Source organism: Ottowia thiooxydans DSM 14619 (assembly GCF_000422885.1).
Taxonomy (GTDB): domain Bacteria; phylum Pseudomonadota; class Gammaproteobacteria; order Burkholderiales; family Burkholderiaceae_C; genus Ottowia; species Ottowia thiooxydans.
In genome coordinates this window covers 1-23,466 of sequence record NZ_KE383944.1, presented here as the reverse complement: position 1 = coordinate 23,466, position 23,466 = coordinate 1, and the positions used below count along the sequence as shown (strand labels likewise).

Here is a 23,466-nt window from a genome sequence, read left to right as displayed (position 1 = left end):
CAAAGGCTAGCAGGCAACCAGTGCAGAAGAGCCCAGCGCTCCGGAGCCGTGATTAGACCTCATGCGCGCCCAGAGAACTCTCTATTCGAAATGGAACCAATAGTTTATCCGTGTCACTTACCTTGTGCGGATCGAGAGTGGCTCGGTGCCTGTGCATTTGAATCTTTTGCTAGGACTCTAACGTGATCGGTGACATTTCAGCCAAGCATTCTTTTCTTGGCAATCTAAACAACCAAGATCTCGCCAACGTTCGCATTGCCGCAGACAAGGGGCTAGACAGGCTGGGAATCTTTGAACGGATCTTTGATCGTGTCTCCGACTGGGTATTCCATACTGATCGCATGCAATGCAAGCAGTGCTTATTGACTTTTTGCTCCCAGAAATCTACAGGCGTTGAAAAATTCGCGGCTTTCATAAGGCTGCAAGAGCTGACCAAGCCAACTTATAAAGATAGATTCAACTTCGATTCGAAGGATCCAGACAATATAAAGCTATCGATTGACGTTGATCTGCCGTTTTTCAACCATCTCTCATTCACAGCCAGCCGTGATAGCCTATTAGCCGAACAAATTTCTAAATGGAGCCCTCAACTCAACTTGGAAGAATTGACTTCGCTCTTGTCCGAGCTTTATTCTTCCACGACAACGGTTGCTGAGAAATACTTTGCTTTCAGCGAACTAAAATCGAACATAGGTGACGAATTTGCGTCCGCATTCAGCGAAGACATTTTCCCTGATGGCAAACAGTATGCATTCGGCATAGACTTTGGGCTGGAATATTTCGATAATTTTCTCTGCCTTGGAGATACCTTTCAACCCATAGAGATGGGTTCATTTCAAGGATTCACGGATAGCATGATAGAGATTGCGAACGCCCCTCTAACCAAAGGTGCTGAACACCAGTTTAAGATAGATATCCAAAGGCAAACTATTTATGTTAATGAAATAAAATTTGAACTTATTCTCGGAGAAAATTCAGACGATACCGTGAAACGGTTTGACGCTTTGCTAGTAAGCGAAGGGTTTACCGTAGATGAAATATCGATGGCAAAAAAGTTTTTCCATCAATCTACAATGCGAGAATTCTTTCGGCGAGCAATCGACGGCTTTAACATAAATGCGATCCCGGGTTCAAGACCTGAGATTTCACATTCCATATCCAACATGAATGGGGGTTTCGAAACAAAATCACATGTAAAATTTACTCCGTTAGCTAATAAATCAATATTAGACCGGGCGAGTATTATTGCCTCCCATCGAGATTTCATCCCGCAAGGCAGTATCGCTGAGGCAGAAGAATCCATCCCGACCAATGACCTTCATTACAAAGGATGGCCTTCGATTACTAAAAAAAGAGAAATAATTTCATCCGATGACTCCGAATGCAGCATCACTATGAAATTAAGAACTCCTGACGCGAAGCCAGAAATTCAAATAGACGCGAAGCTTGGTCAATATGTAGGCCCGGGTAATTACCCGCGCGGGGCCAATCCAACAGGATTTTTCGAGCGGGCATAACCGACAAATCTGAGGGGCGGCCTAAAGCCTGCCTACAGTTGCCGGAAACGATCCTAGACTCAGCCGCGCCGCCGAATCCTGATAGCCGACAAAGCCAATATGCTCACCAGCACGGCCAAGCCTGAAGCAGGTAGCGTCGGCACAGCAACAGGAGCAGGCGGACGCACCGTGATCGTCGCAGTGGACTCTGCACAATTGTCCGTAGGATCTGCGGCATCGCACAAACGGTAGCGCAATATGTACTGACCGGGAGCCACCAAAGCGCTCACAGTGACCGCTCCCGTTGCGGGATTGAGCGTGAAACCTGCAGGCCAAGCATCGGCCATGGAAACCACGGCCAAACCAGTGTTTGCCGGAACTGCAGTGCCCGCAGCGCCCTCCATGCTGTCATTCACGCGCAAATCGGCAATCGCTATTCTCGTCAAGCCAAATGGCGCAGACCCCGTGTCCGGTTGCGGTAGTGGTGTGACCGCCAAACCAATTTGAAACCCAACGCCATCACTCGATCCGAAGGCTATGAACTGCCCTAACTGAATCGCTGAATACAACCCTTTGAGACGATAGATTCCGCAGACCCTGCGCGAGCCTACAAAGCACCCTTCCACGTTGTTAGTTCCGCCGGCAAATGGGCCTGAAACTGACAAAGCTGCCAAGTTGATCATTGAAGGCTGATTAGATTCGATCTCGGTCACGACCGGTCCGCCGCTGCTTTGCAAGGTACCGGCGAGTGTCACCCCCGAATTGTCCAAGCTGTAGAAAGCCACGATGGGATCAATGACTGGCCCGCTCGGGAAAGCTATTTCCGCATACGCAGGAGCGGCAGCGGTGGCCACAGCGACCGGTGCGCGCACCATGTGATTGGCCATCGTCTTCAGACTTGCCGGATAGAAAGCTACGTCTGAAATGGTGAAGGGGGGCGTTGAAATGGTATAGGGAGCGCCCGCCCCGGCACCTTGATTGGTAATCGTGACCGGCCCAGAGTGGAGAGTGCTTGAAGTGAGCGAGGGACCAGAGAAGGTTGTCCAATAGTCCTTGGCTTGAACTAGCGCCGGCACAGCCAACAGGAGGGCCGACAAAGCAATGCTTCTCCACTGCGCCGCTGCTTCGATGCGTGTCGAACGGACCATATCGTTTCCTTTAAGCTCCTGAATGGACGAACCGGACAACCGGTGCCTTCTAGGGCCGCAGCGGAGTTCAGGGATACATCTTGGGGCGCTCCGGCGAGGCGCGGAGCCACAATAACGTCAAAGACGCGAATAGTGCGGACTACTGGAAAAGATACAAACAAGGTGCGACTTATTTGGCATTTTCCGGAATTTGTAACAATTAAGTTTTGCAGGCGATACCCCTTAGTGCCACCTCTGCCCCTATCCACCCAATCGCGTCGCCAGCGTCGCTGATCGCGCTCTTAGAATCTCCTCATGCACATTCATATCTTGGGTATTTGCGGTACGTTCATGGGCGGCGTGGCCGCATTGGCGCGGGAGGCGGGGCACACAGTCACAGGTTGCGACGCAGGCGTGTACCCGCCCATGAGCGATCAGCTCCGCGCATTGGGCATCGAGCTGATCGAGGGTTTTGGTGCAGACCAGCTCGCGCTCAAGCCAGATGTTTTCGTCATCGGTAACGTCGTCAGCCGAGCTCGGCTACCAGATGGCACGCCCAAATTCCCGTTGATGGAGGCCATTTTGGACGCGGGTGCCTCTTACGTCAGCGGCCCGCAGTGGTTGCTCGAAAACGTGCTTCAAAGCCGTCACGTACTGGCCGTGGCCGGCACGCACGGCAAGACGACGACCACCTCCATGCTGGCCTGGATTCTGGAGAGCACAGGCCGGAGCCCGGGGTTCCTAGTGGGAGGTGTGCCACTCAATTTCGGCATTTCCGCAAGGCTCGGGGGCCCGGTACCCGCAGGTTTGGAGCGACCGCTCTTTGTCATTGAGGCGGACGAATACGACACCGCATTCTTTGACAAGCGCAGCAAGTTCGTACACTACCGTCCGCGGACTGCAGTGCTCAACAACCTCGAATTCGATCACGCAGACATATTCGACGATCTTCCTGCCATCGAGCGGCAGTTTCACCACTTGATTCGCACCGTCCCCCCTTCCGGCCGAGTGGTGTTCAATGGTCTGGAAGAAAGCCTCACCCGCGTGTTGTCGCAAGGCTGCTGGAGCGAGCAGCGCAGCTTCGGAAGCGTTGTGAGCGATTTCACCGCCGAGGGAGAACCATCGAACTTCGAGGTCTTGCAACATGGGAAATCTGCGGGCCGCGTGGAATGGGGGCTTTCAGGTACGCACAACCAACTCAATGCGCTGGCCGCCATCGCGGCCGCAGAACATGTGGGCGTCAAGCCGCAGGATGCTGCGCAAGCGTTGAGTAGTTTTCAGAACGTGCGCAGACGAATGGAAGTCCGTGGAAGCGTTCCACGCGCGGGCGGCGCCATCACGGTCTACGACGACTTTGCGCACCACCCCACAGCCATCCGCACCACTGTAGACGGCTTGCGCCGTCAACTCGATGCGAGCGGCAGAACAAGCGATCGCATCCTGGCCATCTTTGAGCCGCGAAGCAACACCATGAAGCTCGGCACCATGAAGAGTCAGTTGCCCTGGTCCCTGGAACACGCCGACTTGGCGTTTTGCCACACGGGCGGCCTGGATTGGGATGCTCGCAGCGCCTTATCTCCCATGGGAGATCGTGCGCGGGTTTCAGACAGCATTGAAGACATCGTGCGCCAAGTCACTCAGTCGGCACAACCCGGTGATCACCTGCTTTGCATGAGTAATGGAGGCTTCGGTGGTGTGCATACACGGCTCCTAGAAGCGCTTGCCCAACACCAAGCATCACGCTAAGGTCTGTTCCTACTAAATTCGCCCAGCGAAAAGCTAAGCAATACTTCGCCAGAAGAACTCACGCACCCGCACGCACAAAGCGGTTTCGAAGCGTCCCTATTCCCGAAATCCCCACCTCAACGGTGTCGCCGTGGCGAATGTTGGGTGAGGATCCATCGGTTCCCATCCAGATCACATCACCGGGGTACAAAGTGATGTACTGCGACATGCGGCTGATGAAATGAGCTACCCCAAAAATCATGGCAGCAGTATCGAAGGCATAGGAAACCTGGCCGTTCAGACGAATCTCTGTGCGCGCGCCAGTGATGTCAAATTCGGTTTCAATCCAAGGCCCCATAGGCTTGAAGGTGTCCGAGTTTTTGCTTCGCCAAAAGGTTCTGTCTAATTTCTGCCAGTCGCGTTCGCTGACGTCATTTCCGATCGTGTAACCCAGCACGCAGTCCAGGGCATCGGCCTCGGTGACATTCTTGACTTTCCGGCCCACCACCACGACCAGTTCACCTTCGTAGTGAATCTTCTCTCCGGCATCTGCCGGAATGATGACATCTTCATCGTGGGCAATCAGAGCATTGTTTGCACGATAGCCGATGTCGGCTTGCGTTGGGAGCGTAGCGTCGATCCCATGACGTAGGGCCACCTCCTTCACATGCTGCGCATAGTTCATACCTGCAGCGTAAAAAGTTCGAGGTATCAACGGCACTTCAAGCGTGACATCCTTCAGCTCCACTTGCTTGGACGTGACCTCGTATCCGTGGAAGGGATCTCCCACGACAGGCTGAATGGTCGTACCCGTCAAGATTCCGTATGAAGTGGTATTGCCACAGGAATATCTAATCCATTTCACGAGAAAATCCTCTCTTGCTCAATTCACTACGACACAACCCAAGCTTTTCAGGGGACCAGATTCATCGCGACAGCAGATGACAGCTCCGCGATACGCCAACCTCTCTCTGAGTGGCGCATGTCAGCTTTGATGGCCGAAATTTTGCTTGCATATGTTGGCGTTGCAGGCAGCCCTGGTTCACCTGGCGCTTGAAGGTAAACGGTTTGATATGCGAACGCAGTGCATGTGCCACTTGAGCTCGCATCCCAGAACGCATTGGTGATGATGTGCCGTACTTTCTTGGATTCAGGCCGACTCTGCAGTGCTTCAAGGATTTGCGCACGGCCCTTCAAGATCTTTCCCTGACGATGCCATATCGAATCAAGCTCCAGCAATTCGAGCATCTCAGTGTATTTGCGTTCATCCAGCCAGAAATAGAAGCGGCTGAGACGCTGTGAGGGGGTGTCATCACGCGCGTAATCGGTCATAAGCGACTTTCAAGTGTCCGGCAGCACCATCTACACGAGGCAATGGGTATCGAGGTCTGAAATGAGGGGCCTGCCAATCAACCCCATGACGCGGACCAACTCTTCATGCAAAAGAGCAAGCACGTGCCCTGCGCCGCGCTCACCCGAGACAGCGAGCCCATACAGAGTTGATCGTCCAACCAGTACGGCATCGGCGCCAAGTGCGAGCGCCTTCGCAATATCACTGCCTCGTTGGATCCCGCCGTCTAACAGCAGAGGTACGCGCTTTTGAACCGTTTTTGCAATTCCTGGAAGCGCATCCAAAGGCGCAATGGAGCTGTCCAGCATTCGCCCTCCATGGTTGGAGATCACAATGCCATCAGCGCCACATTCGATAGCGCGAGCCGCATCGCCCGGATCCAGAATGCCTTTTACGATCAAGGTACGGGGCCAAACCCTGCGCAGCTCTCGCAGGTCTTCCCAAGTGAGCGCATCTGTCTTCTTCATGGCCTTCCCCATCGGACGAGCCACTACACTCCTGCGCATTTCTGGTGGGTAGTTTTCATACTGGGGCAATCCCGTGGTGAGCGCATAGCGCGCCAATACCCGGAGCATCCAGCGCGGGCTACTCATCACATCCAGGACATTTCGCGCCGAGAAGCGAAAGGGAATGGTGAATCCGTTTCGTACGTTGTATTCGCGGTTGGAACCCACGGCGGTATCCACCGTCACGACAAGCGCCTCGTAGCCGGCCGCTTCAGCACGTGCCACCAACCCATAGGAGGCTTTTCGATCTGGCCACATGTAGAGTTGGAACCAGAGTGATCCACCAGCCTCCCTGGCCACTCGCTCCATCGAAGTCAGGGATCCTGTGGCGACGGTAAAAGGAATTCCCGCAGTCGCCGCAGCTTGAGCTAACGCGATCTCTCCGTCATGCCACATCAGCCCAGCCGCACCCGTCGGTGCAATGGCCAACGGCATTTTCAAGGGCTTCCCGAAAAGAGACGTCGCGGCACTCCGTTGCGACACGTCCACCAAAGTCCGCGGGACTAGCTTGATGGCCTCGAACGCACGCCTATTGTTGAACAAGGCGACCTCATCTTCTGTTCCACGATCCACAAACTCGAACAATCCATGAGGCAGGAGTTTGCGTGCCTGTTCCCTATAGTCCGCGATGTTCAACAGGTCTGCCATATTTCTCTGTTTCCCTGGGCTAGTCAACAGTGACTGTCTGAAGCAGCTTCGTGTAAGAGGTGCGCTCCTGCTGAAGATGGTTTCTTAGATCTGCGGCAGTACTGACCGTGAGCTCCATGCCTTGATCACGCAACCGTTTAGTCATGCCTTCGTCTTTACCGATGCGAGCCAACTCCCTTTGCAGTCGCTCCAACGCTGCTGCTGAGGTTTTCGCTGGTGCGAATAGCGCTTGCCACGGCTGGACGTTGTAGCCTGGAACACCGCCTTCCGCCACAGTGGGCACATTCGGCGTGGCAAACGAGCGATTCTTCCCCGTGGTGGCAATGAGCAGTACTTTCTGATCCTTGGTCAGCTCAGACATGCCCACCATGGAAGTAAACATCAAATCCACCCGGCCACCCACCATGTCCTGAAGCGCTGGTCCTGCACCTTTGTAAGGCACATGAACCATGTTGATTCCTGCGGCCTGTTGAAAGGCTTCGCCGGCCAAGTGCTGAGCGGAACCGTTCCCAGATGAAGCGAAGTTCAATTTACCGGGGTTCGCTTTTCCGTATGCAATCAACTCCGGTATGGAGCGTACCTTCAGGCCGGGTCGAACAAAAACCCCCAAGGCCTGCGTAGTCACGAGTCCAACGGGTTCGAAATCTTTGACGGGATCCCACTGTGATGGCTTTTGAATCAAGGAGCTGATCACGAAGGCATTGGTTCCGAAGAGGAGCGTATAGCCATCAGGCGATGCCCGCTTGACCGCCAACGTGCCCACGGCGGTGCCCCCACCCGCTTTGTTGTCAACAATGACGCTCTGCCCCAATGACGAGGTCATTTCCTGAGCAAGTGCGCGTGCAACGATATCTGTAGCGCCACCTGGCGCATAGGCGACAACCACGGTCACGGGGCGTGCAGGATAGACCGGATCCGCTGCGCTCGAAAGCAGCGGCACTCCGGCAAGTGCGGCCAAGGCGGCTACGGCAAGACGTCGTGAGATTGGGGAAACTCGCATATTTGGCTCCTGATTTTTAATAACTAATTCGCTGGACTCAGGCTAATGCCTGGACCGGAATGCCGGTTCCTGTGCCGCCGTAAAACTCCGTGGCCATGACTTGGCAGCGCTTGATATGCCTCGGCTCGTCCGGGCCATAGTCCGCCACCGCGTTGTGCGTCGTGCCAATGTTGTCCCACATCAGCACGGATCTCGGGCTCCAATGAAATTCGAACAGAAACTCATCTCGGTCCTGAAACTCGAAGAGCCAATTCATCAACTCCTCTGCTTCCTTACGGGGGACTCCTTCAATGCCGGTGAGATAGCCCGGATTCGCATACAGCACTTCGCGGCCGGTAATGGGATGAGGAAAAATCAAGGGCTGACTCACGGGCGGGCGGGCTCTTCTTTCGGCTTCGCTGAGTGCGGGCCTTGAACTTCCCTTCTCTCGTCGCATCATGTCCCAGAATTTTTCAAAGTCATGGATGCCGCGCCGACCATTCAGCCGAGCTCGTATTTCAGGTGGCAATGCGTCACAGACCGCATGCATGTTGCGGAATTGTGTAGCTCCCAGTGGATGACCGTCGCGAGACGGAATGATCAATCCATAGAGCACATTCGAAAACGCGATCATCCGCATGTACGACATGTCGGTATGCCAGGATTGCCCTGCGTCAGACAGCCCTACCGGGTGCCCGTCACGGACGATGTTGGAAAGATTCATGATCTCAGGGAAGCCTGGTTCTTGAGCGCGGCCTCCAGGTGAGATAAACAACTCCCCAAACTGAGCGCTGAAATCGCGCAAAGCTTGAGGTGACAGCGTCTGCTGCGGAAACTCCAAGACTCCATAGTGCCCGAGTGCACTCATGACTTCGCTTCGATCCTGCTCGCTCAGCGGGACGCTTATATCCAGGTTTTCAACCCTTGCGCCCAAAGTTTCGCCCGTTGGCTTGAGTTTCATATTTCCTCTGTAGAAAGAGATCATCACTTGAAAGTGGAATGAAGGAGTGTCCTTAGTTCGCCAATGACTCACAATACGCAGCGGGCAAATTTGTTATTTCCAGTGGAGAAAGAATGAATGGATGAGCTGATGTCTTTGAAAGTCTTCCTTGAAGTCGCTCGTCGTCGGAGCTTTGCGCGCACAGCCGAGCACTTTGGCCTCTCTCCGGCCTCGGTGACCAAACACGTGGCTTTCCTGGAACGAACGCTGACTGCCCGGCTCTTGAACCGCACCACCAAGCAAATGAGCCTCACGCTGGCAGGTGAGCAAGTGGTGGAGATTGGCGAATCGGTAGTTGGTCAACTCGAAACCATGCGCAGCCGTGTGGCGGAGTTGTCCCAAGACATTGCAGGCGAAATTCGGATAGGCGTTGCCCCATCATTCGGCTCCAACCGACTCACTCACGTCCTGGCCGAATTCTGCCGACTCCACCCTGACATACGAGTCACATTGATTCTCCTCACTCATCGCAAAGAGGAGACGTTTATCAACGAGGGTATGGATGTAGGCATCATCATCGGCACCTCGCTCAAGGACGCCAGCCACAAAGCAATAAAGTTAGCGGATGTGCCTCAGGTACTCGTGGCTTCACCGGAATTCGCGGCCAGGCACGCATATCTGAAAAGCCCTGCGGATCTGGCACAGATCAATTGTTTGGTGAACACCACCAAGGCACCCACCGGCCTATGGCACTTTCGTGGCCCCGCGGGACCGGTAACCCAGCGAGTCCAGGGCAATATGCAGTCCAATTTTGGCTACGTCCTGGCTGAAGCCGCCGCGACTGGCATGGGCATATCGATGCATCCGCTTTACATGATCAGCGATGAGTTGGAATCCGGTACGCTCGTCACCGTATTACCGGACTATGCCCCGGAGCCGCTGCAGATTTTTGCGATCTATTCCAGTCGAACATCAGTACCACTGAGAGTGCGAACTCTGCTGGACTTTCTCCGAAGTTGGGCAAGGGATCGACCCGACTGGCCGAGCAAAGAGCGCTAGCAATTGGAGCTGATGAAGCTCCGTCAACGGGCCCGAAGGTCAACCCCTCATGCACACATCAGCTGAGCAGTCTTCCTGCAGCTCGCGGCAGGTTCGCGGGCTATCGCCAGCCAGCCAATCTTCACTTGGGGCGCTGACCTTTCGAGTGGAGTTGTCACGATAAATTGAACTCTCCGTGATGCATCTGTGATTGGGTTCGCCCAACAATCCAGTCCATGCACACCGCCCCTTCGATCACCACTGCCACCGGCACCGGCGGTACCCGTCCGATTCATCCCGTGTGGATGCGCATCACGCACTGGCTCAACGCCGTAGCCGTGCTGGTGCTGGTGACCAGTGGCTGGCGCATCTACAACGCTTCGCCGTTCTTTTCATTCGAGATCCCGGCCATGCTCACTCTAGGCGGCTGGCTGGGCGGTGCGCTGCAGTGGCACTTCGCGGCGATGTGGCTGCTGGCACTCAACGGGCTGATCTACCTGACGCTGAATATCGCGAGCGGCCGGCTCTTCACCAAGTTCTTTCCACTGTCGCCCTCGTCCATCTGGCACGACGCGCTCGCTGCGCTGCGCGGCAAGCTCTCGCACGCCGATCCGCGCCACTACAACAGCGTACAGCGCCTCGCCTACCTATTCGTGATGCTAGACATTGTTCTCCTGGTGCTGTCAGGTCTGGTGCTCTTGAAATCAGTGCAGTTCGGCTTGCTGCGCGACCTGCTTGGCGGCTACGAGTTGGCACGCCGCATCCACTTCTTTGCGATGGCCGCACTGGTTGCTTTCGTGGGGATCCACCTGGTGATGGTTGCCCTGGTACCCCGTACCTTGCTCACCATGCTCAGCGGTCGATCAGGAGTTAAATCATGAAAATATTCCAACGCCCGCCCCTGAATGATGTCGACGCGGACGGCGTACTGGCTGAAGCCCGCAAGCTGATCGGCCGCAAGATTGAGCAACCGGCTCGCCGGGCTTTTCTTCAGCGATCGCTCACGATGGGCGGCCTGTCTCTGCTCACGGGCTGCAGCATCAGCGACAACGAAGGCGTAGAAGCCGCGCTCACCACGATCTCGCGCTTCAACGACCACGTGCAAGGCTGGATCTTTGACCCGAACCAGCTCGCACCGACTTACCCCGAGTCGATGATTACCCGCCCCTTTCCGTTCAATGCCTACTACGCCGAGAGCGAGGTGCTCCAGATAGACGAGGAGAGCTACAGGCTAGAGCTCAACGGAATGATCGCTGACAAGCGCGCCTGGAAGCTTTCAGAACTGCGCGCCATGCAACAGCATGATCAAGTGACGCGCCACATCTGCGTGGAAGGCTGGAGTGCGATTGGCAAGTGGGGCGGTGTGCGCTTCGCAGACTTCCTGAGGCGCGTGGGCGCGGACACCAGCGCGAAGTACATCGGCTTTAAATGTTCGGACGACTACTACACCAGTATCGACATGCCGACCGCGCTGCATCCGCAGACCTTGCTCGCATTGACGTACGACGGCCAGCCATTGCCGCCGAAGTACGGCTTCCCGATGAAGCTGCGGATGCCAACCAAGCTTGGCTACAAGAACCCGAAACACATCAAGGCCATCTTCGTCACTAATACCTACCCTGGCGGCTACTGGGAAGACCAGGGCTACAACTGGTTCGGCGGTAGTTGAGTCCATACCGGGCTCAACACAGCTGAAAACGCGGCCGAGTTACAAGCGCCTTGGGTTGGACGTTCGCTGCGGAGCGAACGTCCAATCCGCGACGCTAGGGGCCCGTGCCTTTTACCCTGCATCACAAGGACTTTGAAAATGAACAAACTCTCCACCACTCTCCTCGCCAGCTTCCTGGCCCTCGGCTCTGTGTCGGCTTTCGCGGCCGATGAGATGAAGAAAGACGGAATGGCAAAGGATTCGATGTCAAAGAATTCGATGGCAAAAGACTCCATGGCCAAGGGCAGCATGAAGCAAGATGCCATGGGCAAGAACTCCATGAAGAAAGACTCGATGGCGAAAGACGCCATGGGTAAGGACGCCATGTCCAAGGGCGATGGCATGAAGAAGGACGAAATGAAGAAGTAAGGCGAAACGCCTGGCGTTCCGATTGAGGTCCGCTCACCAGACGCTTCATCCTCGTCTACGTGAGCGCACCGTTTTCGGTGTATTCGCCCTGCATCCTGTCAGTAGCGCCGTTGTGTGCCGTCGCGAAGCGGCCAAGCTTTCGCCGAGATTGAAGCAGCTATGCGCCATCACCGCTCCGCTGAAACTCCTGCTAAATAGCATCCTTCAACGGGGAACGCACCAGAACCTCCTGTGGTTACGGTGCAAGCTCTGTCACGATCTCTTTGTCGCCCGACAGCCCATCGGCGACTGTTCGCTACCGCCTCATTGATTTCTTCTGTACGGGCGTTCTTCCCGCCCAAGAGAGCCATCTCCCATCCGTCTTCGCGCACCACGCAGTGCCATAGCCGACCGAGCGTTCGACCGACCCCAGGCACCACCGCCCCGTAGAGCGCTCGCTCGCCTTGTACTCATTGGGATCGAATCATATTGATCGATAGAACGCATCAATCAATATGAAACATGCAATTTACAGCAGCAACCAAACCAAAGACTATAGGGGCACGGTCATGGGGAAGCCTTCGACACGCCATTTCAACCATAGGAGACATCAATGCACCTTCGTCAATCCACCTTGCTTTGTGCTTTGGCCACGTCGGCTTTGCTCACATGCGGCAGCGCCTTGGCCGCTTATCCGGAGAAAGCGATCACTATCATCGTGCCCACAGCTCCGGGTGGTGCCAACGACGCGATGACTCGCGTGATCGGACAGGCTATTTCCGTTTCTCTCAAGCAGTCTGTGATCGTAGAAAACAAGGCAGGTGCGAACGGCTCAATTGCCACCGAGTTCGTGGCTCGCGCCAAGCCGGATGGATATACCCTCATGCTGGGGTATATCGCCACGCACGCCATGAACCCCGCGCTGCAAAAGCTCCGCTACGACCCCGTCAAGGACTTCGAGCCAGTCGGCATGGTGGGCTCCTCTGCCACGCTGATGGTCATCAACACGGCCGTTAAAGCAAACAACGCAAAGGAACTGGTCGCGCTGATGAAGGCCAATCCCAGCCAATTCAGCTACGCGTCAGCCGGCAATGGAACCGCGCCGCATTTCGCCGCGGAAATGTTCAAGCTTTCCACCGGAACGAACATGCTCCACGTTCCCTACAAAGGCTCTGCTCCCGCTGTAACCGACACCATTGGTGGACAAACACAGGTGATGTTCCCCAGTCTGTTCACTGCCACCAACTACGTCAAGGGCGGGAAACTCAGGCCGATAGGCGTGGCGGGTAGCAAGCGGTCTTCTACGATGCCCGATGTCCCAACGCTGAAAGAGCAAGGCATCGACAACGTCGATGTGTCGCAGTGGTACGGCATCTTTGCACCTGCCAAAACGCCTAAAGACGTCATCGCGCAACTCAACAAAGCTCTGAATGCGGCGCTTGCAGACCCCGCTGTCGTCAAGAAGCTTGAGGACAGCGGTGCGGAAGTGGAAATCATGTCGCCCGAGCAGATGCGGACATACATCGCGCAAGAGCAGGTCAAGTGGAAAAAGGTCGTCCAGGCGGCCAAGCTGACAGCAGACTGATTCCAAAATGAGCCGGACAATTCCATGCGTACTCATGCGCGCAGGTACATCACGCGGTCCCTTCTTCCTGAAGGAATGGCTCCCCGAACAGGAAGAAGAGCGTAATCAGGCACTCATCGGTGCCATTGGCGCCTCCGATCCTCTCCAATTGGATGGTGTCGGAGGAGGCAGCACCCTCAATAGCAAGGTAGCTATCGTCTCGCGCTCGCAGCAGCCTGGTTGCGATCTGGACTATCTCTTTGCGCAAGTGGGCGTAGGCCATCGCTCAGTGGACACCAGACCTAATTGCGGCAATATGCTGTCCGGCGTTGCACCCTTCGCGATAGAACAAGGTCTCATCGTCGCAGGCGCGGAAACGACGCGAGTTCGCATTTTTAACGTCAACACACGCTCGCGTATAGATGTCACGGTGCGTACCCCAGGTGGGAAGGTCACTTATGCAGGTGATGCCCGCATAGACGGCGTGGCTGGAACTGCGGCCCCCATCTTGCTGAACTTTCTCGACGCCTGGGGAGCCGTCACCGGCAAGGTCTTTCCCACCGGCAATCGCATCGATGTGATTGACGGCATCGAGGTGACATGCATCGATGCCGCCATGCCGTTGATGATTATCCGCGCGAGCGATCTGAGCGTAGCTGGCAATGAAAAACCCGCGGCATTAGATGCCCACCCAGCCTTATTGGACCGTTTGGAGAAACTGCGTCTCCAGGCAGGCCTGCTGATGGGTCTGGGCGATGTTTCCGCAAGTGTGATTCCTAAGCCCGTCTTGGTGAGCGCGGGAGACTCGCCCAACAGCATCACTTCGCGTTATTTCACCCCCCACCGTTGCCACTCATCGCATGCCGTCACCGGGGCCATCGGGGTTCTGAGCGCATTCGCGCTGCCAGGAACGGTTGCCAGCTCAGTAGCGCGTCGTCCAGGCAAACACCCATTGGTCTTATTGCACCCTGCTGGGCAAATCGACGTAGAAGTAGAACTGGAGGGCGAAGGAGACTCCGCAGAAGTAACCTCTGCGGGTCTGGTGCGTACCGCCAGAAAAATCATGCAGGGTGAGATGGAGTTGCCTGACTACGTCTTCACCAAGCCCGAAGCGACGGAGCAAGAGCGCTCAAAGTTTCCTCGCAAGGCCATCAAGATCATCGTGCCTACCCGAGCTGGCGGCGGCAACGACACCATGGCCAGAATCATCGCAAGCAAGCTCAAACCCTTGCTCGGACAAGATGTGGTCGTGGATAACCGGGCAGGAGCGAATGGTGCGATCGCTAGCGAGTACGTCGCCAAAGCGGAGCCGGACGGCCATACCCTCATGTTCGGCTACGTTGGCACCCACGCCATGAATCCGGCCCTGCAGAAGCTGGCTTACGATCCTGTCGCTGATTTCGAACCTATAGGTTTGGTCGGCTCATCGCCCACCCTGATGGTCGCCAACAACGAAAGTGGCTTGAGGGACGTTCGAAGTCTTATTCAGCGATTAACCGACTCCCCTCGGAGCGTCAGCTATGCGTCTGCTGGGGATGGAACACCGCCACATTTCGCGGCTGAACTATTTCAGCTGAACAGTGGTACGAACATGAACGGCAGAACCTACGACGGCGCCGCTCCCGCCATTATGGATACTCTGGATGGGCGCACGCAGGTCATGTTCCCTAGCCTCTTCACGGCTTACCCGTTCATTTTGGATGGGCGTTTGAATGCCTTGGCTGTGGCAGGGTCGGCGCGACTGGATGCGTTTCCTCAGCTCCCGACTTTGTCGGAAGCGGGAATTGAAGGCGTCGATGTGTCACAGTGGTATGGCCTCTTCGCACCCGCAAAAACGCCAGTGGCGGTGGTTTCTCGGATCAACGCCGCCTTGAACGAAGTTCTTTCGGACCCGGAGGTCATTGATCGTTTCGAGCGCCAGGGGGCCACAGTTGAGGTAGGACCGCCCTCCGCGCTAGGTTTGCGCGTCGGGAATGAACTCACTCGCTGGCAAGGCGTGGTCGCCGAAGGAGCGCTTGCACCGGACGAGCCGCGCGTTCTAGTGATGGATTAGCGCAGCTGCGTGGCCGGCGCATTCAGAGGGTCTGAACGCATCCGGCTGACGGGAAGAGTCGTCAAAAGCTGTCCACACCAGGCTTAAAGCGCAGGCGTGTCTCAGACTGCGTCGAGCGTTAAAGCTGAGCGGATGGGATTTTGCGGCCAAGGCGGGCTCGAGGGCTTCGTTCACAGCATCTCGGCACCGGCTTGGCTTCTACATCTCAATACGAGACTGTCATGCCCGCCAGATTGATACGTACCACTGGTTTCCCCAAAGCGGCACTCGCGGCCTCTGCGAAACTTTGACCCCAATTTGGGTCTGAGAGGAGCTTGGGTCCGGCGTCGCGTGCAACAACTAGAACAATGTCTGCCACAAGCAGCTTGCCTGTAGGACGCAAGGGCTCGCTGCCCAGTTGGTTGAATTGCTCGTCCAGCCAGGCACGGCCTTCTGCGCTCGTCAACGAGGAAGGATTTTTGAGCTCGAAGCTCCATTCGGTACGCTCGTCCTGAATGACGCGAACTTCGTTTTGCATCGATCACCTTTAGTTGAGTGGCATCCTGGCACCTGCCTCATCTGGCAAATGGCTCTGACGCAAGTCTACCCTGCTCGGGTGCACGCACGGGTTTGTCCGGACACCGGAGCACTTGTCGCTTGTGCTCCGGGTTTCCATTCGTCATCCCCGGATGGACTTTCAGCCTTTGCGCCGTGCGCGCACTGAATCGGCCAGTACCTGCAACACGGTTTGCGTATCTTCCCAACCGATGCAGCCATCGGTGATGCTCTTGCCATATTCAAGCGCATTCACGTCATCCTTACCGGGCGTGAACTTCTGTGCGCCAGCGTGAATATGGCTTTCCACCATCACACCGAAGACGCCGGTAGATCCGCCGCTGATCTGGGCCGCTACGTCGCGTGCCACATCCACCTGACGTTCAAATTTTTTGCTGCTGTTGGCGTGGCTGAAATCGACCATCAACCGCGCAGGCAGCTTGGAAGCCTCCAGCTCTTTGCACGCTTCCTGCACACTGGCTGCATCGTAGTTGGGCTCTTTCCCGCCGCGCAAAATGACGTGGCAATCTTTATTGCCTTCGGTGTGAACGATGGCCACTTGCCCGTTCTTGTGCACCGAAAGAAAGTGGTGCCCGCGCGCAGCGGCCTGAATGGCATCGGTGGCAATTTTGATGTTGCCATCTGTGCCATTTTTAAACCCAATGGGGGCGGAAAGTCCAGATGCCAATTCGCGGTGCACCTGGCTTTCAGTGGTGCGTGCACCAATGGCGCCCCAGCTGATGAGATCGCCAATGTATTGGGGCGAAATGACATCAAGGAATTCGCTGCCAGCGGGCATGCCTGTGCGGTTGATGTCGATCAGCAACTGGCGTGCAATGCGCAGGCCTTCGTCAATGCGGTAGCTTTCGTCGAGGTAGGGATCGTTGATCAATCCCTTCCAGCCCACGGTCGTCCGCGGCTTTTCGAAGTAGACGCGCATCACGATTTCAAGCGAGTCCGCATATTTGTCGCGCAACGGCTTGAGGCGGCGCGCGTACTCCAACGCGGCTTGCGGATCGTGAATCGAGCAAGGACCGATCACGACCAGTACTCGGTCATCCTTGCCATGCATGATGTTTCGGATGTTCTTGCGTGTGTTCGCGATCAGCGTCTCAACCGCAGTGCCGCAAATCGGGAAAAATCTGATCAGATGCTCAGGTGGCGGCAGCACGGTGATGTCCTTGATACGTTCGTCGTCGGTTTGGCTGGTGCGTTCCTGCGACGGTTGCCACGTGGGGGAAGAACTGGCTGCTTTGGCGTTCATGATTCAGAAAATTCCTTGAAATGTTCGGTGCAATCGAAAAAGGCAAAAAAAAACCGCCGGGCTCAAGGCTTCGGCGGTTTTTTTCGGGAGGGTGCGCGCGGGCTACACGGTTGCCTCTCGTCCGCCTAGGACTGAGAACCAAAAGTAAAACCAAAACGTTGCACGCATTTTCATCAGGATTTCGACTTTAGCACAGGCGCGTTCGCGAGAGTTGATTGGCTAGGCACATAAAAACCGACACGTTGCGCTGTTGCATCATTTCAGAACGTGGGCAGTCGAAGGTGAAAGCATCGTTGATGCGGGGTGACCCCGCAGCCAACGGTGTCTTCAGGCCGTACCGCCTACGGTCAAACCATCAATGCGCAGGGTTGGCTGACCAACGCCCACAGGAACGCTTTGACCTTCTTTGCCACAGGTGCCCACGCCCGAATCAAGCTTCATGTCGTTGCCGATCATGCTGATTTTCTTGAGCGATTCCGGGCCACTGCCAATGATGGTGGCGCCTTTCACGGGATACTGAATCTTCCCGTTCTCCACCCAGTAAGCTTCACTGGCAGAGAAAACGAATTTGCCGCTGGTGATGTCCACCTGGCCACCACCGAAGTTGGTGGCGTACAAGCCTTTCTTGATGCTGGCCACGATCTCGCGTGGATCTCTTTGCCCGCCGAGCATGTAGGTGTTGGTCATGCGCGGCATTGGAATGTGCGCGTAACTCTCCCGTCGGCCATTTCCAGTGGCCTTGACGTTCATCAGGCGGGCATTGAGCGAGTCCTGAATATAGGATTTCAGGATACCGTCTTCGATCAGCACATTTTTCTGCGTGGCGTGGCCTTCGTCGTCCACGTTCAGGCTGCCTCGGCGATCAGGAATAGTGCCGTCGTCCAATACTGTGACGCCCTTGGCGGCTACGCGTTGACCAATACGGCCACTGAACGCGCTGGAGCCCTTGCGGTTGAAATCGCCTTCCAGTCCGTGGCCAATGGCTTCGTGCAACAAGACGCCAGGCCAACCTGGGCCCAATACGACGGACATCTCTCCAGCGGGAGCGGGCCTAGCTTCGAGATTGGTGAGGGCCGCGTGGACCGCTTCATCGACATAGACTTGAATTTGCTCGTCATCAAAGTACGCCATGCCAAAGCGGCCACCACCACCGGCAGAGCCGACTTCTCGCCGGCCATTTTGCTCTGCAATGACAGTGAGTGAAAGCCGAACTAGTGGCCGTACGTCTGCGGCAATGGTGCCGTCTAAACGGGCGACCATCACGACATCGTATTCACCGGCAAGACTGGCCATGACCTGCACCACGCGCGGGTCCTTGGCGCGCGCCCACTGCTCCACTTTTTCGAGCAGCGCCACTTTGGCGGTGCTGTCTAGTGTGGCGATGGGATCAAGATCTCGGTAGAGGGAGCGGCTGCCCGCTATCTTGCGCTTGGGCACCTTGATGCGCCTACCCTGTGAAGCAGCGGCAATGGAGCGAACCGTCAGCGCTGCATCCGTCAGCGAAGCCATCGAAATGTCGTCTGAATAGGCGAAAGCAGTTTTTTCGCCAGTGACCGCGCGGACACCCACGCCCTGATCGATGCTGAAACTACCGGTTTTGACGATACCTTCTTCCAGGCTCCAGCCCTCTGAGCGGGTGTACTGAAAATAGAGATCAGCGTCGTCTATTTTTTGCTCGGCAATTAAGGCGAGAGTTTTCTGCAACTGGCTTTCATCCAGGCCAAAAGGCTCAAGCAGGAGTGCGCGCGCTGTAGCTAGGCGCTCTATGGTGATGTCGCGTGAAATCATATCGCTCATTGTAGGTGTCTTGGGGAATCTGCGCGGGGGCGCTGCTCGATCCCTGGGGGTTGGGAGTGTGAGGAGCTGGTATTGAGCTAGGTTGTTAGGTGGAGTGATGGATCAGGCGCGGGACTTGGTTGCTGTGGTCGGTTAGAAGTGAGTGCTCATTCTTGAGCGGTGGACTGATTTACGGCTGCGAGCCCTCACCCCTTCCCTCTCCCGCCAGCGGGAGAGGGGGTAAAGCCCTGCGCTGTGGGGTTGGCAATGGTGTTTTTTGGTCTCATGCGAACCGGCGCATCTGTTACCCATGTCCTGGCCCACTCTCTGTCCACGTATTGGAGTACTTGTCGCTGGCGCGTCAGCGGATTGGGTTGCTCACTGTAGAGAGAGTCCAGCGTTCAGACGACAATTTGTTGGCCTAGTTTCCCAGGGAAAGCGGATCTTGCGCTTGGCACTAGCACGCCAAGTTGGCGCGATGTTCTCAGTTTGAACTGTGGCTAGATGAACCTGGGTGTTTATGTGTAAGCCGCTTGGCCCCCATTCCCGCCTTCCCCCAGGAGGGGAAGGAGTCAAACCGGGTCGCACGGCTCTAGCCTATTAAGGTTGGGATTGACTATATGGGTTGCAGCGGAGCGATATATTCATATTGATTAAATCCATTAGATTCAAGCGGATTTTTGCTTGTGAATCTGTGTGTATGGATTGGTATGAATGGATTGTCCAAAGACAAAACCCCCAGATTATTGCTAATCTGGGGGTATTGCTGCTGTAGAAGCCTGACGATGTCCTACTTTCACACGGGAATCCGCACTATCATCGGCGCTAAGGCGTTTCACTGTCCTGTTCGGGATGGGAAGGAGTGGTACCACCTTGCTATGGTCATCAGGCATAACTTGTTGTTGTAATGATTAGATCAGTACAACGAATTCATAGAGTCTGGAATCAGCTTGATTATTTGATTGCGCACTTGGCATAACTTAGGTCTGATCAGATTGATCAAAGTTATAGGGTCAAGCCGCACGAGCAATTAGTACTGGTTAGCTTAACGCATTACTGCGCTTCCACACCCAGCCTATCAACGTCCTGGTCTTGAACGACTCTTTAGGGGGCTCAAGGCCCCGGCAGATCTTATCTTGAAACGAGTTTCCCGCTTAGATGCTTTCAGCGGTTATCTCTTCCACACATAGCTACCCTGCGATGCCACGGGCGTGACAACAGGTACACCAGCGGTGTGTCCACTCCGGTCCTCTCGTACTAGGAGCAGGCTTTCTCAAATCTGCAGCGCCCACGGAAGATAGGGACCAAACTGTCTCACGACGTTTTAAACCCAGCTCACGTACCTCTTTAAATGGCGAACAGCCATACCCTTGGGACCGGCTACAGCCCCAGGATGAGATGAGCCGACATCGAGGTGCCAAACACCGCCGTCGATATGAACTCTTGGGCGGTATCAGCCTGTTATCCCCAGAGTACCTTTTATCCGTTGAGCGATGGCCCTTCCATTCAGAACCACCGGATCACTATGTCCTGCTTTCGCATCTGCTCGACTTGTCAGTCTCGCAGTTAAGCACGCTTATGCCATTGCACTATCGTCACGATGTCCGACCGTAACTAGCGTACCTTCGAACTCCTCCGTTACGCTTTGGGAGGAGACCGCCCCAGTCAAACTGCCTACCATGCACTGTCCCCGATCCAGATAATGGACCTAGGTTAGAACCTCAAACACACCAGGGTGGTATTTCAACGTTGGCTCCATACGATCTAGCGACCGCACTTCAAAGCCTCCCACCTATCCTACACAGATCTGTTCAAAGTCCAATACAAAGCTACAGTAAAGGTTCATGGGGTCTTTCCGTCTTTCCGCGGGGAGATTGCATCATCACAAACATTTCAACTTCGCTGAGTCTCAGGAGGAGACAGTGTGGCCATCGTTACGCCATTCGTGCAGGTCGGAACTTACCCGACAAGGAATTTCGCTACCTTAGGACCGTTATAGTTACGGCCGCCGTTTACTGGGACTTCGATCAAGAGCTTGCACCCCATCAATTAATCTTCCAGCACCGGGCAGGCGTCACACCCTATACGTCCACTTTCGTGTTTGCAGAGTGCTGTGTTTTTAATAAACAGTCGCAGCCACCTATTTTTTGCAGCCCGTTCATGCTCGGTTGTTCACCTCACACTAAAAGGGCACACCTTCTTCCGAAGTTACGGTGTCAATTTGCCGAGTTCCTTCTCCTGAGTTCTCTCAAGCGCCTTAGAATACTCATCTCGCGCACCAGTGTCGGTTTGCGGTACGGTCGTGTATAGCTGAAGCTTAGTGGCTTTTCCTGGAACCCCGTTCAGTCACTTCATGAGCAAGCTCACTCGATCGGCAGCCTCGGTATATGACAGGCGGATTTGCCTACCTGTCGCCTACATCTGCCTAAACCAGAATCCAATAACTGGATGACCTATTAGAATCCGTCCCCACATCGCACTATACATCGGTACAGGAATATTGACCTGTTTCCCATCAGCTACGCATCTCTGCCTCGCCTTAGGGGCCGACTCACTCTACGCCGATGAACGTTGCGTAGAAAACCTTGCGCTTACGGCGAGGGGGCTTTTCACCCCCTTTAACGCTACTCATGTCAGCATTCGCACTTCTGATACCTCCAGCAGCCTTTACAAGCCACCTTCACAGGCTTACAGAACGCTCTCCTACCACGCACAGTAAACTGTGCATCCGCAGCTTCGGTAACTGGCTTAGCCCCGTTACATCTTCCGCGCAAGACGACTCGATCAGTGAGCTATTACGCTTTCTTTAAATGATGGCTGCTTCTAAGCCAACATCCTGACTGTTTTAGCCTTCTCACTTCGTTTCCCACTTAGCCAATTTTAGGGACCTTAGCTGGCGGTCTGGGTTGTTTCCCTCTTGAGTCCGGACGTTAGCACCCGGTGCTCTGTCTCCCAAGCTGTACTCATCGGTATTCGGAGTTTGCCTTGGTTTGGTAAGTCGCCATGACCCCCTAGCCAAAACAGTGCTCTACCCCCGATGGTAATACTTGAGGCACTACCTAAATAGTTTTCGGAGAGAACCAGCTATTTCCAAGTTTGTTTAGCCTTTCACCCCTATCCACAGCTCATCCGCTAGTTTTGCAACACTAGTCGGTTCGGACCTCCAGTACCTGTTACGGCACCTTCATCCTGGCCATGGATAGATCACTTGGTTTCGGGTCTACACCCAGCGACTAATTTCGCCCTGTTCGGACTCGATTTCTCTTCGGCTTCCCTATTCGGTTAACCTTGCCACTGAATGTAAGTCGCTGACCCATTATACAAAAGGTACGCAGTCACCCCTAAGGGCTCCTACTTTTTGTAAGCATGCGGTTTCAGGATCTATTTCACTCCCCTCCCGGGGTTCTTTTCGCCTTTCCCTCACGGTACTAGTTCACTATCGGTCAATGATGAGTATTTAGCCTTGGAGGATGGTCCCCCCATATTCAGACAGGATTTCACGTGTCCCGCCCTACTTTTCTCTAGCTTAGTACCACACGTCTGTTTTCGCATACAGGGCTATCACCTGCTATGGCTGGGCTTTCCATCCCATTTTGCTAACAGTCGTGCTATCACTAGAAGGCTTCTCCGATTTCGCTCGCCACTACTTTCGGAATCTCGGTTGATGTCTTTTCCTCGAGCTACTGAGATGTTTCAGTTCACCCGGTTCGCCTCGTTACCCTATGTATTCAGATAACGATACCTTTGCAGGTGGGTTTCCCCATTCGGAAATCTCCGGATCAAAGCTATTTGCCAGCTCCCCGAAGCTTATCGCAGGCTATCACGTCCTTCGTCGCCTATCATTGCCAAGGCATCCACCACATGCTCTTAGTCACTTGACCCTATAACTTTGACGTCTCTTATCGAAACTTCAAAATCTGTCAATGACCTGCCAGGTCTTTCACCTGACGCGTTATGCCGTAATCAAAATTTAATTTGAAATACTCGAATTTTTCAGACTAGCTGATACATTCGTTTTGACGCAATCAAAAATTCATGTTGCTAACGGCACGGTGAGCCATGAAAGCTCTTTCCGTTAGCAACGCTGATTCGACTCTATGAATTGTTAAAGAACAGCCGTGGGTCTTTCAACCCTTTATTGACGAGAGCGTCAATATCAAAACACCTAAATCTAGATGCTTTGATATGTACACTTTCCCGATTGTTTTATCTTCTACCACCTCTTCTTATTCTTATTCTTCACTGTATTTGGTGGAGGATGACGGGATCGAACCGACGACCCCCTGCTTGCAAAGCAGGTGCTCTCCCAGCTGAGCTAATCCCCCCAAGGTTTCTTAGAAGGGATGGTGGGTCTGGTTGGTCTCGAACCAACGACCCCCGCCTTATCAAGACGGTGCTCTAACCAACTG

General features: G+C 54.8%; 17 protein-coding genes, 1 tRNA gene and 2 rRNA genes. 8 read left to right on the top strand and 12 right to left on the bottom strand.

Annotated features, from left to right (window positions below; all coding sequences use genetic code 11):
* The first annotated feature begins 182 nt into the window (after positions 1–182).
* Complete coding sequence (locus G518_RS0131750; RefSeq protein ID WP_028605903.1) at positions 183–1,517, top strand: hypothetical protein; 1,335 nt, start codon at positions 183–185, stop codon at positions 1,515–1,517.
* A gap of 59 nt (positions 1,518–1,576) precedes the next feature.
* Here G518_RS0131750 and G518_RS0131745 read toward each other — a convergent pair whose 3' ends face one another.
* Positions 1,577–2,644 carry a hypothetical protein gene (locus G518_RS0131745; protein ID WP_028605902.1) on the bottom strand — a complete coding sequence of 356 codons (1,068 nt, stop codon included), beginning with the start codon at positions 2,642–2,644 and terminating at the stop codon, positions 1,577–1,579.
* 294 nt (positions 2,645–2,938) lie between these two features.
* On the opposite strand from G518_RS0131745, the gene mpl reads away from it, so the two are divergent.
* On the top strand, positions 2,939–4,369 hold the full coding sequence (gene mpl / locus G518_RS0131740; protein ID WP_028605901.1) for a UDP-N-acetylmuramate:L-alanyl-gamma-D-glutamyl-meso-diaminopimelate ligase: 1,431 nt from the start codon (positions 2,939–2,941) through the stop codon (positions 4,367–4,369).
* Between the two features lie 58 nt (positions 4,370–4,427).
* Here the strand turns inward: mpl and G518_RS0131735 are convergent, their stop codons facing one another.
* From G518_RS0131735 to G518_RS37930, 5 genes are read right to left on the bottom strand one after another with little or no spacing between them, the layout of a single operon-like run.
* Complete coding sequence (locus G518_RS0131735) at positions 4,428–5,213, bottom strand: fumarylacetoacetate hydrolase family protein (RefSeq protein ID WP_028605900.1); 786 nt, start codon at positions 5,211–5,213, stop codon at positions 4,428–4,430.
* A gap of 47 nt (positions 5,214–5,260) precedes the next feature.
* On the bottom strand, positions 5,261–5,680 hold the full coding sequence (locus G518_RS37935; RefSeq protein WP_036596835.1) for a hypothetical protein: 420 nt from the start codon (positions 5,678–5,680) through the stop codon (positions 5,261–5,263).
* A gap of 30 nt (positions 5,681–5,710) precedes the next feature.
* Complete coding sequence (locus G518_RS0131725) at positions 5,711–6,853, bottom strand: alpha-hydroxy acid oxidase (RefSeq protein WP_028605899.1); 1,143 nt, start codon at positions 6,851–6,853, stop codon at positions 5,711–5,713.
* 19 nt (positions 6,854–6,872) lie between these two features.
* On the bottom strand, positions 6,873–7,853 hold the full coding sequence (locus G518_RS0131720) for a tripartite tricarboxylate transporter substrate binding protein (protein WP_028605898.1): 981 nt from the start codon (positions 7,851–7,853) through the stop codon (positions 6,873–6,875).
* Between the two features lie 37 nt (positions 7,854–7,890).
* On the bottom strand, positions 7,891–8,793 hold the full coding sequence (locus tag G518_RS37930) for a TauD/TfdA dioxygenase family protein (protein WP_051237636.1): 903 nt from the start codon (positions 8,791–8,793) through the stop codon (positions 7,891–7,893).
* A gap of 129 nt (positions 8,794–8,922) precedes the next feature.
* Here G518_RS37930 and G518_RS0131710 point away from each other — a divergent pair, with 129 nt between their 5' ends.
* From G518_RS0131710 to G518_RS37925, 6 genes are all read left to right on the top strand, one after another.
* On the top strand, positions 8,923–9,831 hold the full coding sequence (locus tag G518_RS0131710; RefSeq protein ID WP_169458033.1) for a LysR family transcriptional regulator: 909 nt from the start codon (positions 8,923–8,925) through the stop codon (positions 9,829–9,831).
* A 215-nt stretch (positions 9,832–10,046) separates the two neighbouring features.
* The gene (locus tag G518_RS0131705; RefSeq protein WP_051237635.1) at positions 10,047–10,691 is read left to right on the top strand and encodes a cytochrome b/b6 domain-containing protein; all 645 of its coding nucleotides are present in this window, start codon (positions 10,047–10,049) and stop codon (positions 10,689–10,691) included.
* A complete protein-coding gene (locus tag G518_RS0131700; RefSeq protein ID WP_028605895.1) occupies positions 10,688–11,479 on the top strand; it encodes a molybdopterin-dependent oxidoreductase in 792 nt (263 codons plus the stop codon). The genes G518_RS0131705 and G518_RS0131700 overlap by 4 nt, the downstream gene beginning before the upstream one ends.
* Positions 11,480–11,617: 138 nt before the next feature.
* A complete protein-coding gene (locus G518_RS0131695) occupies positions 11,618–11,887 on the top strand; it encodes a pentapeptide MXKDX repeat protein (RefSeq protein ID WP_028605894.1) in 270 nt (89 codons plus the stop codon).
* Positions 11,888–12,479: 592 nt separating this feature from the next.
* Positions 12,480–13,451, top strand: coding sequence for a Bug family tripartite tricarboxylate transporter substrate binding protein (locus G518_RS0131690; protein ID WP_028605893.1), 972 nt, complete (start codon positions 12,480–12,482; stop codon positions 13,449–13,451).
* A 7-nt stretch (positions 13,452–13,458) separates the two neighbouring features.
* Positions 13,459–15,483 carry a 4-oxalomesaconate tautomerase gene (locus G518_RS37925; protein ID WP_036596831.1) on the top strand — a complete coding sequence of 675 codons (2,025 nt, stop codon included), beginning with the start codon at positions 13,459–13,461 and terminating at the stop codon, positions 15,481–15,483.
* A 205-nt stretch (positions 15,484–15,688) separates the two neighbouring features.
* Here G518_RS37925 and G518_RS0131680 read toward each other — a convergent pair whose 3' ends face one another.
* The 6 genes from G518_RS0131680 to G518_RS0131655 form a co-directional block, all read right to left on the bottom strand.
* Positions 15,689–16,000, bottom strand: coding sequence for a hypothetical protein (locus G518_RS0131680; RefSeq protein WP_028605892.1), 312 nt, complete (start codon positions 15,998–16,000; stop codon positions 15,689–15,691).
* A gap of 159 nt (positions 16,001–16,159) precedes the next feature.
* Entirely contained in the window at positions 16,160–17,281 is a 1,122-nt protein-coding gene (locus tag G518_RS0131675; RefSeq protein WP_028605891.1) for a 3-deoxy-7-phosphoheptulonate synthase, read from the bottom strand.
* Between the two features lie 327 nt (positions 17,282–17,608).
* A complete protein-coding gene (tldD, locus tag G518_RS0131670) occupies positions 17,609–19,069 on the bottom strand; it encodes a metalloprotease TldD (protein ID WP_028605890.1) in 1,461 nt (486 codons plus the stop codon).
* Between the two features lie 765 nt (positions 19,070–19,834).
* Positions 19,835–19,947 (bottom strand): 5S ribosomal RNA (rrf, locus tag G518_RS0131665).
* A gap of 119 nt (positions 19,948–20,066) precedes the next feature.
* Positions 20,067–22,938 (bottom strand): 23S ribosomal RNA (locus G518_RS0131660).
* Positions 22,939–23,306: 368 nt separating this feature from the next.
* Positions 23,307–23,382, bottom strand: a tRNA-Ala gene (locus tag G518_RS0131655).
* Positions 23,383–23,466: the final 84 nt, after the last annotated feature.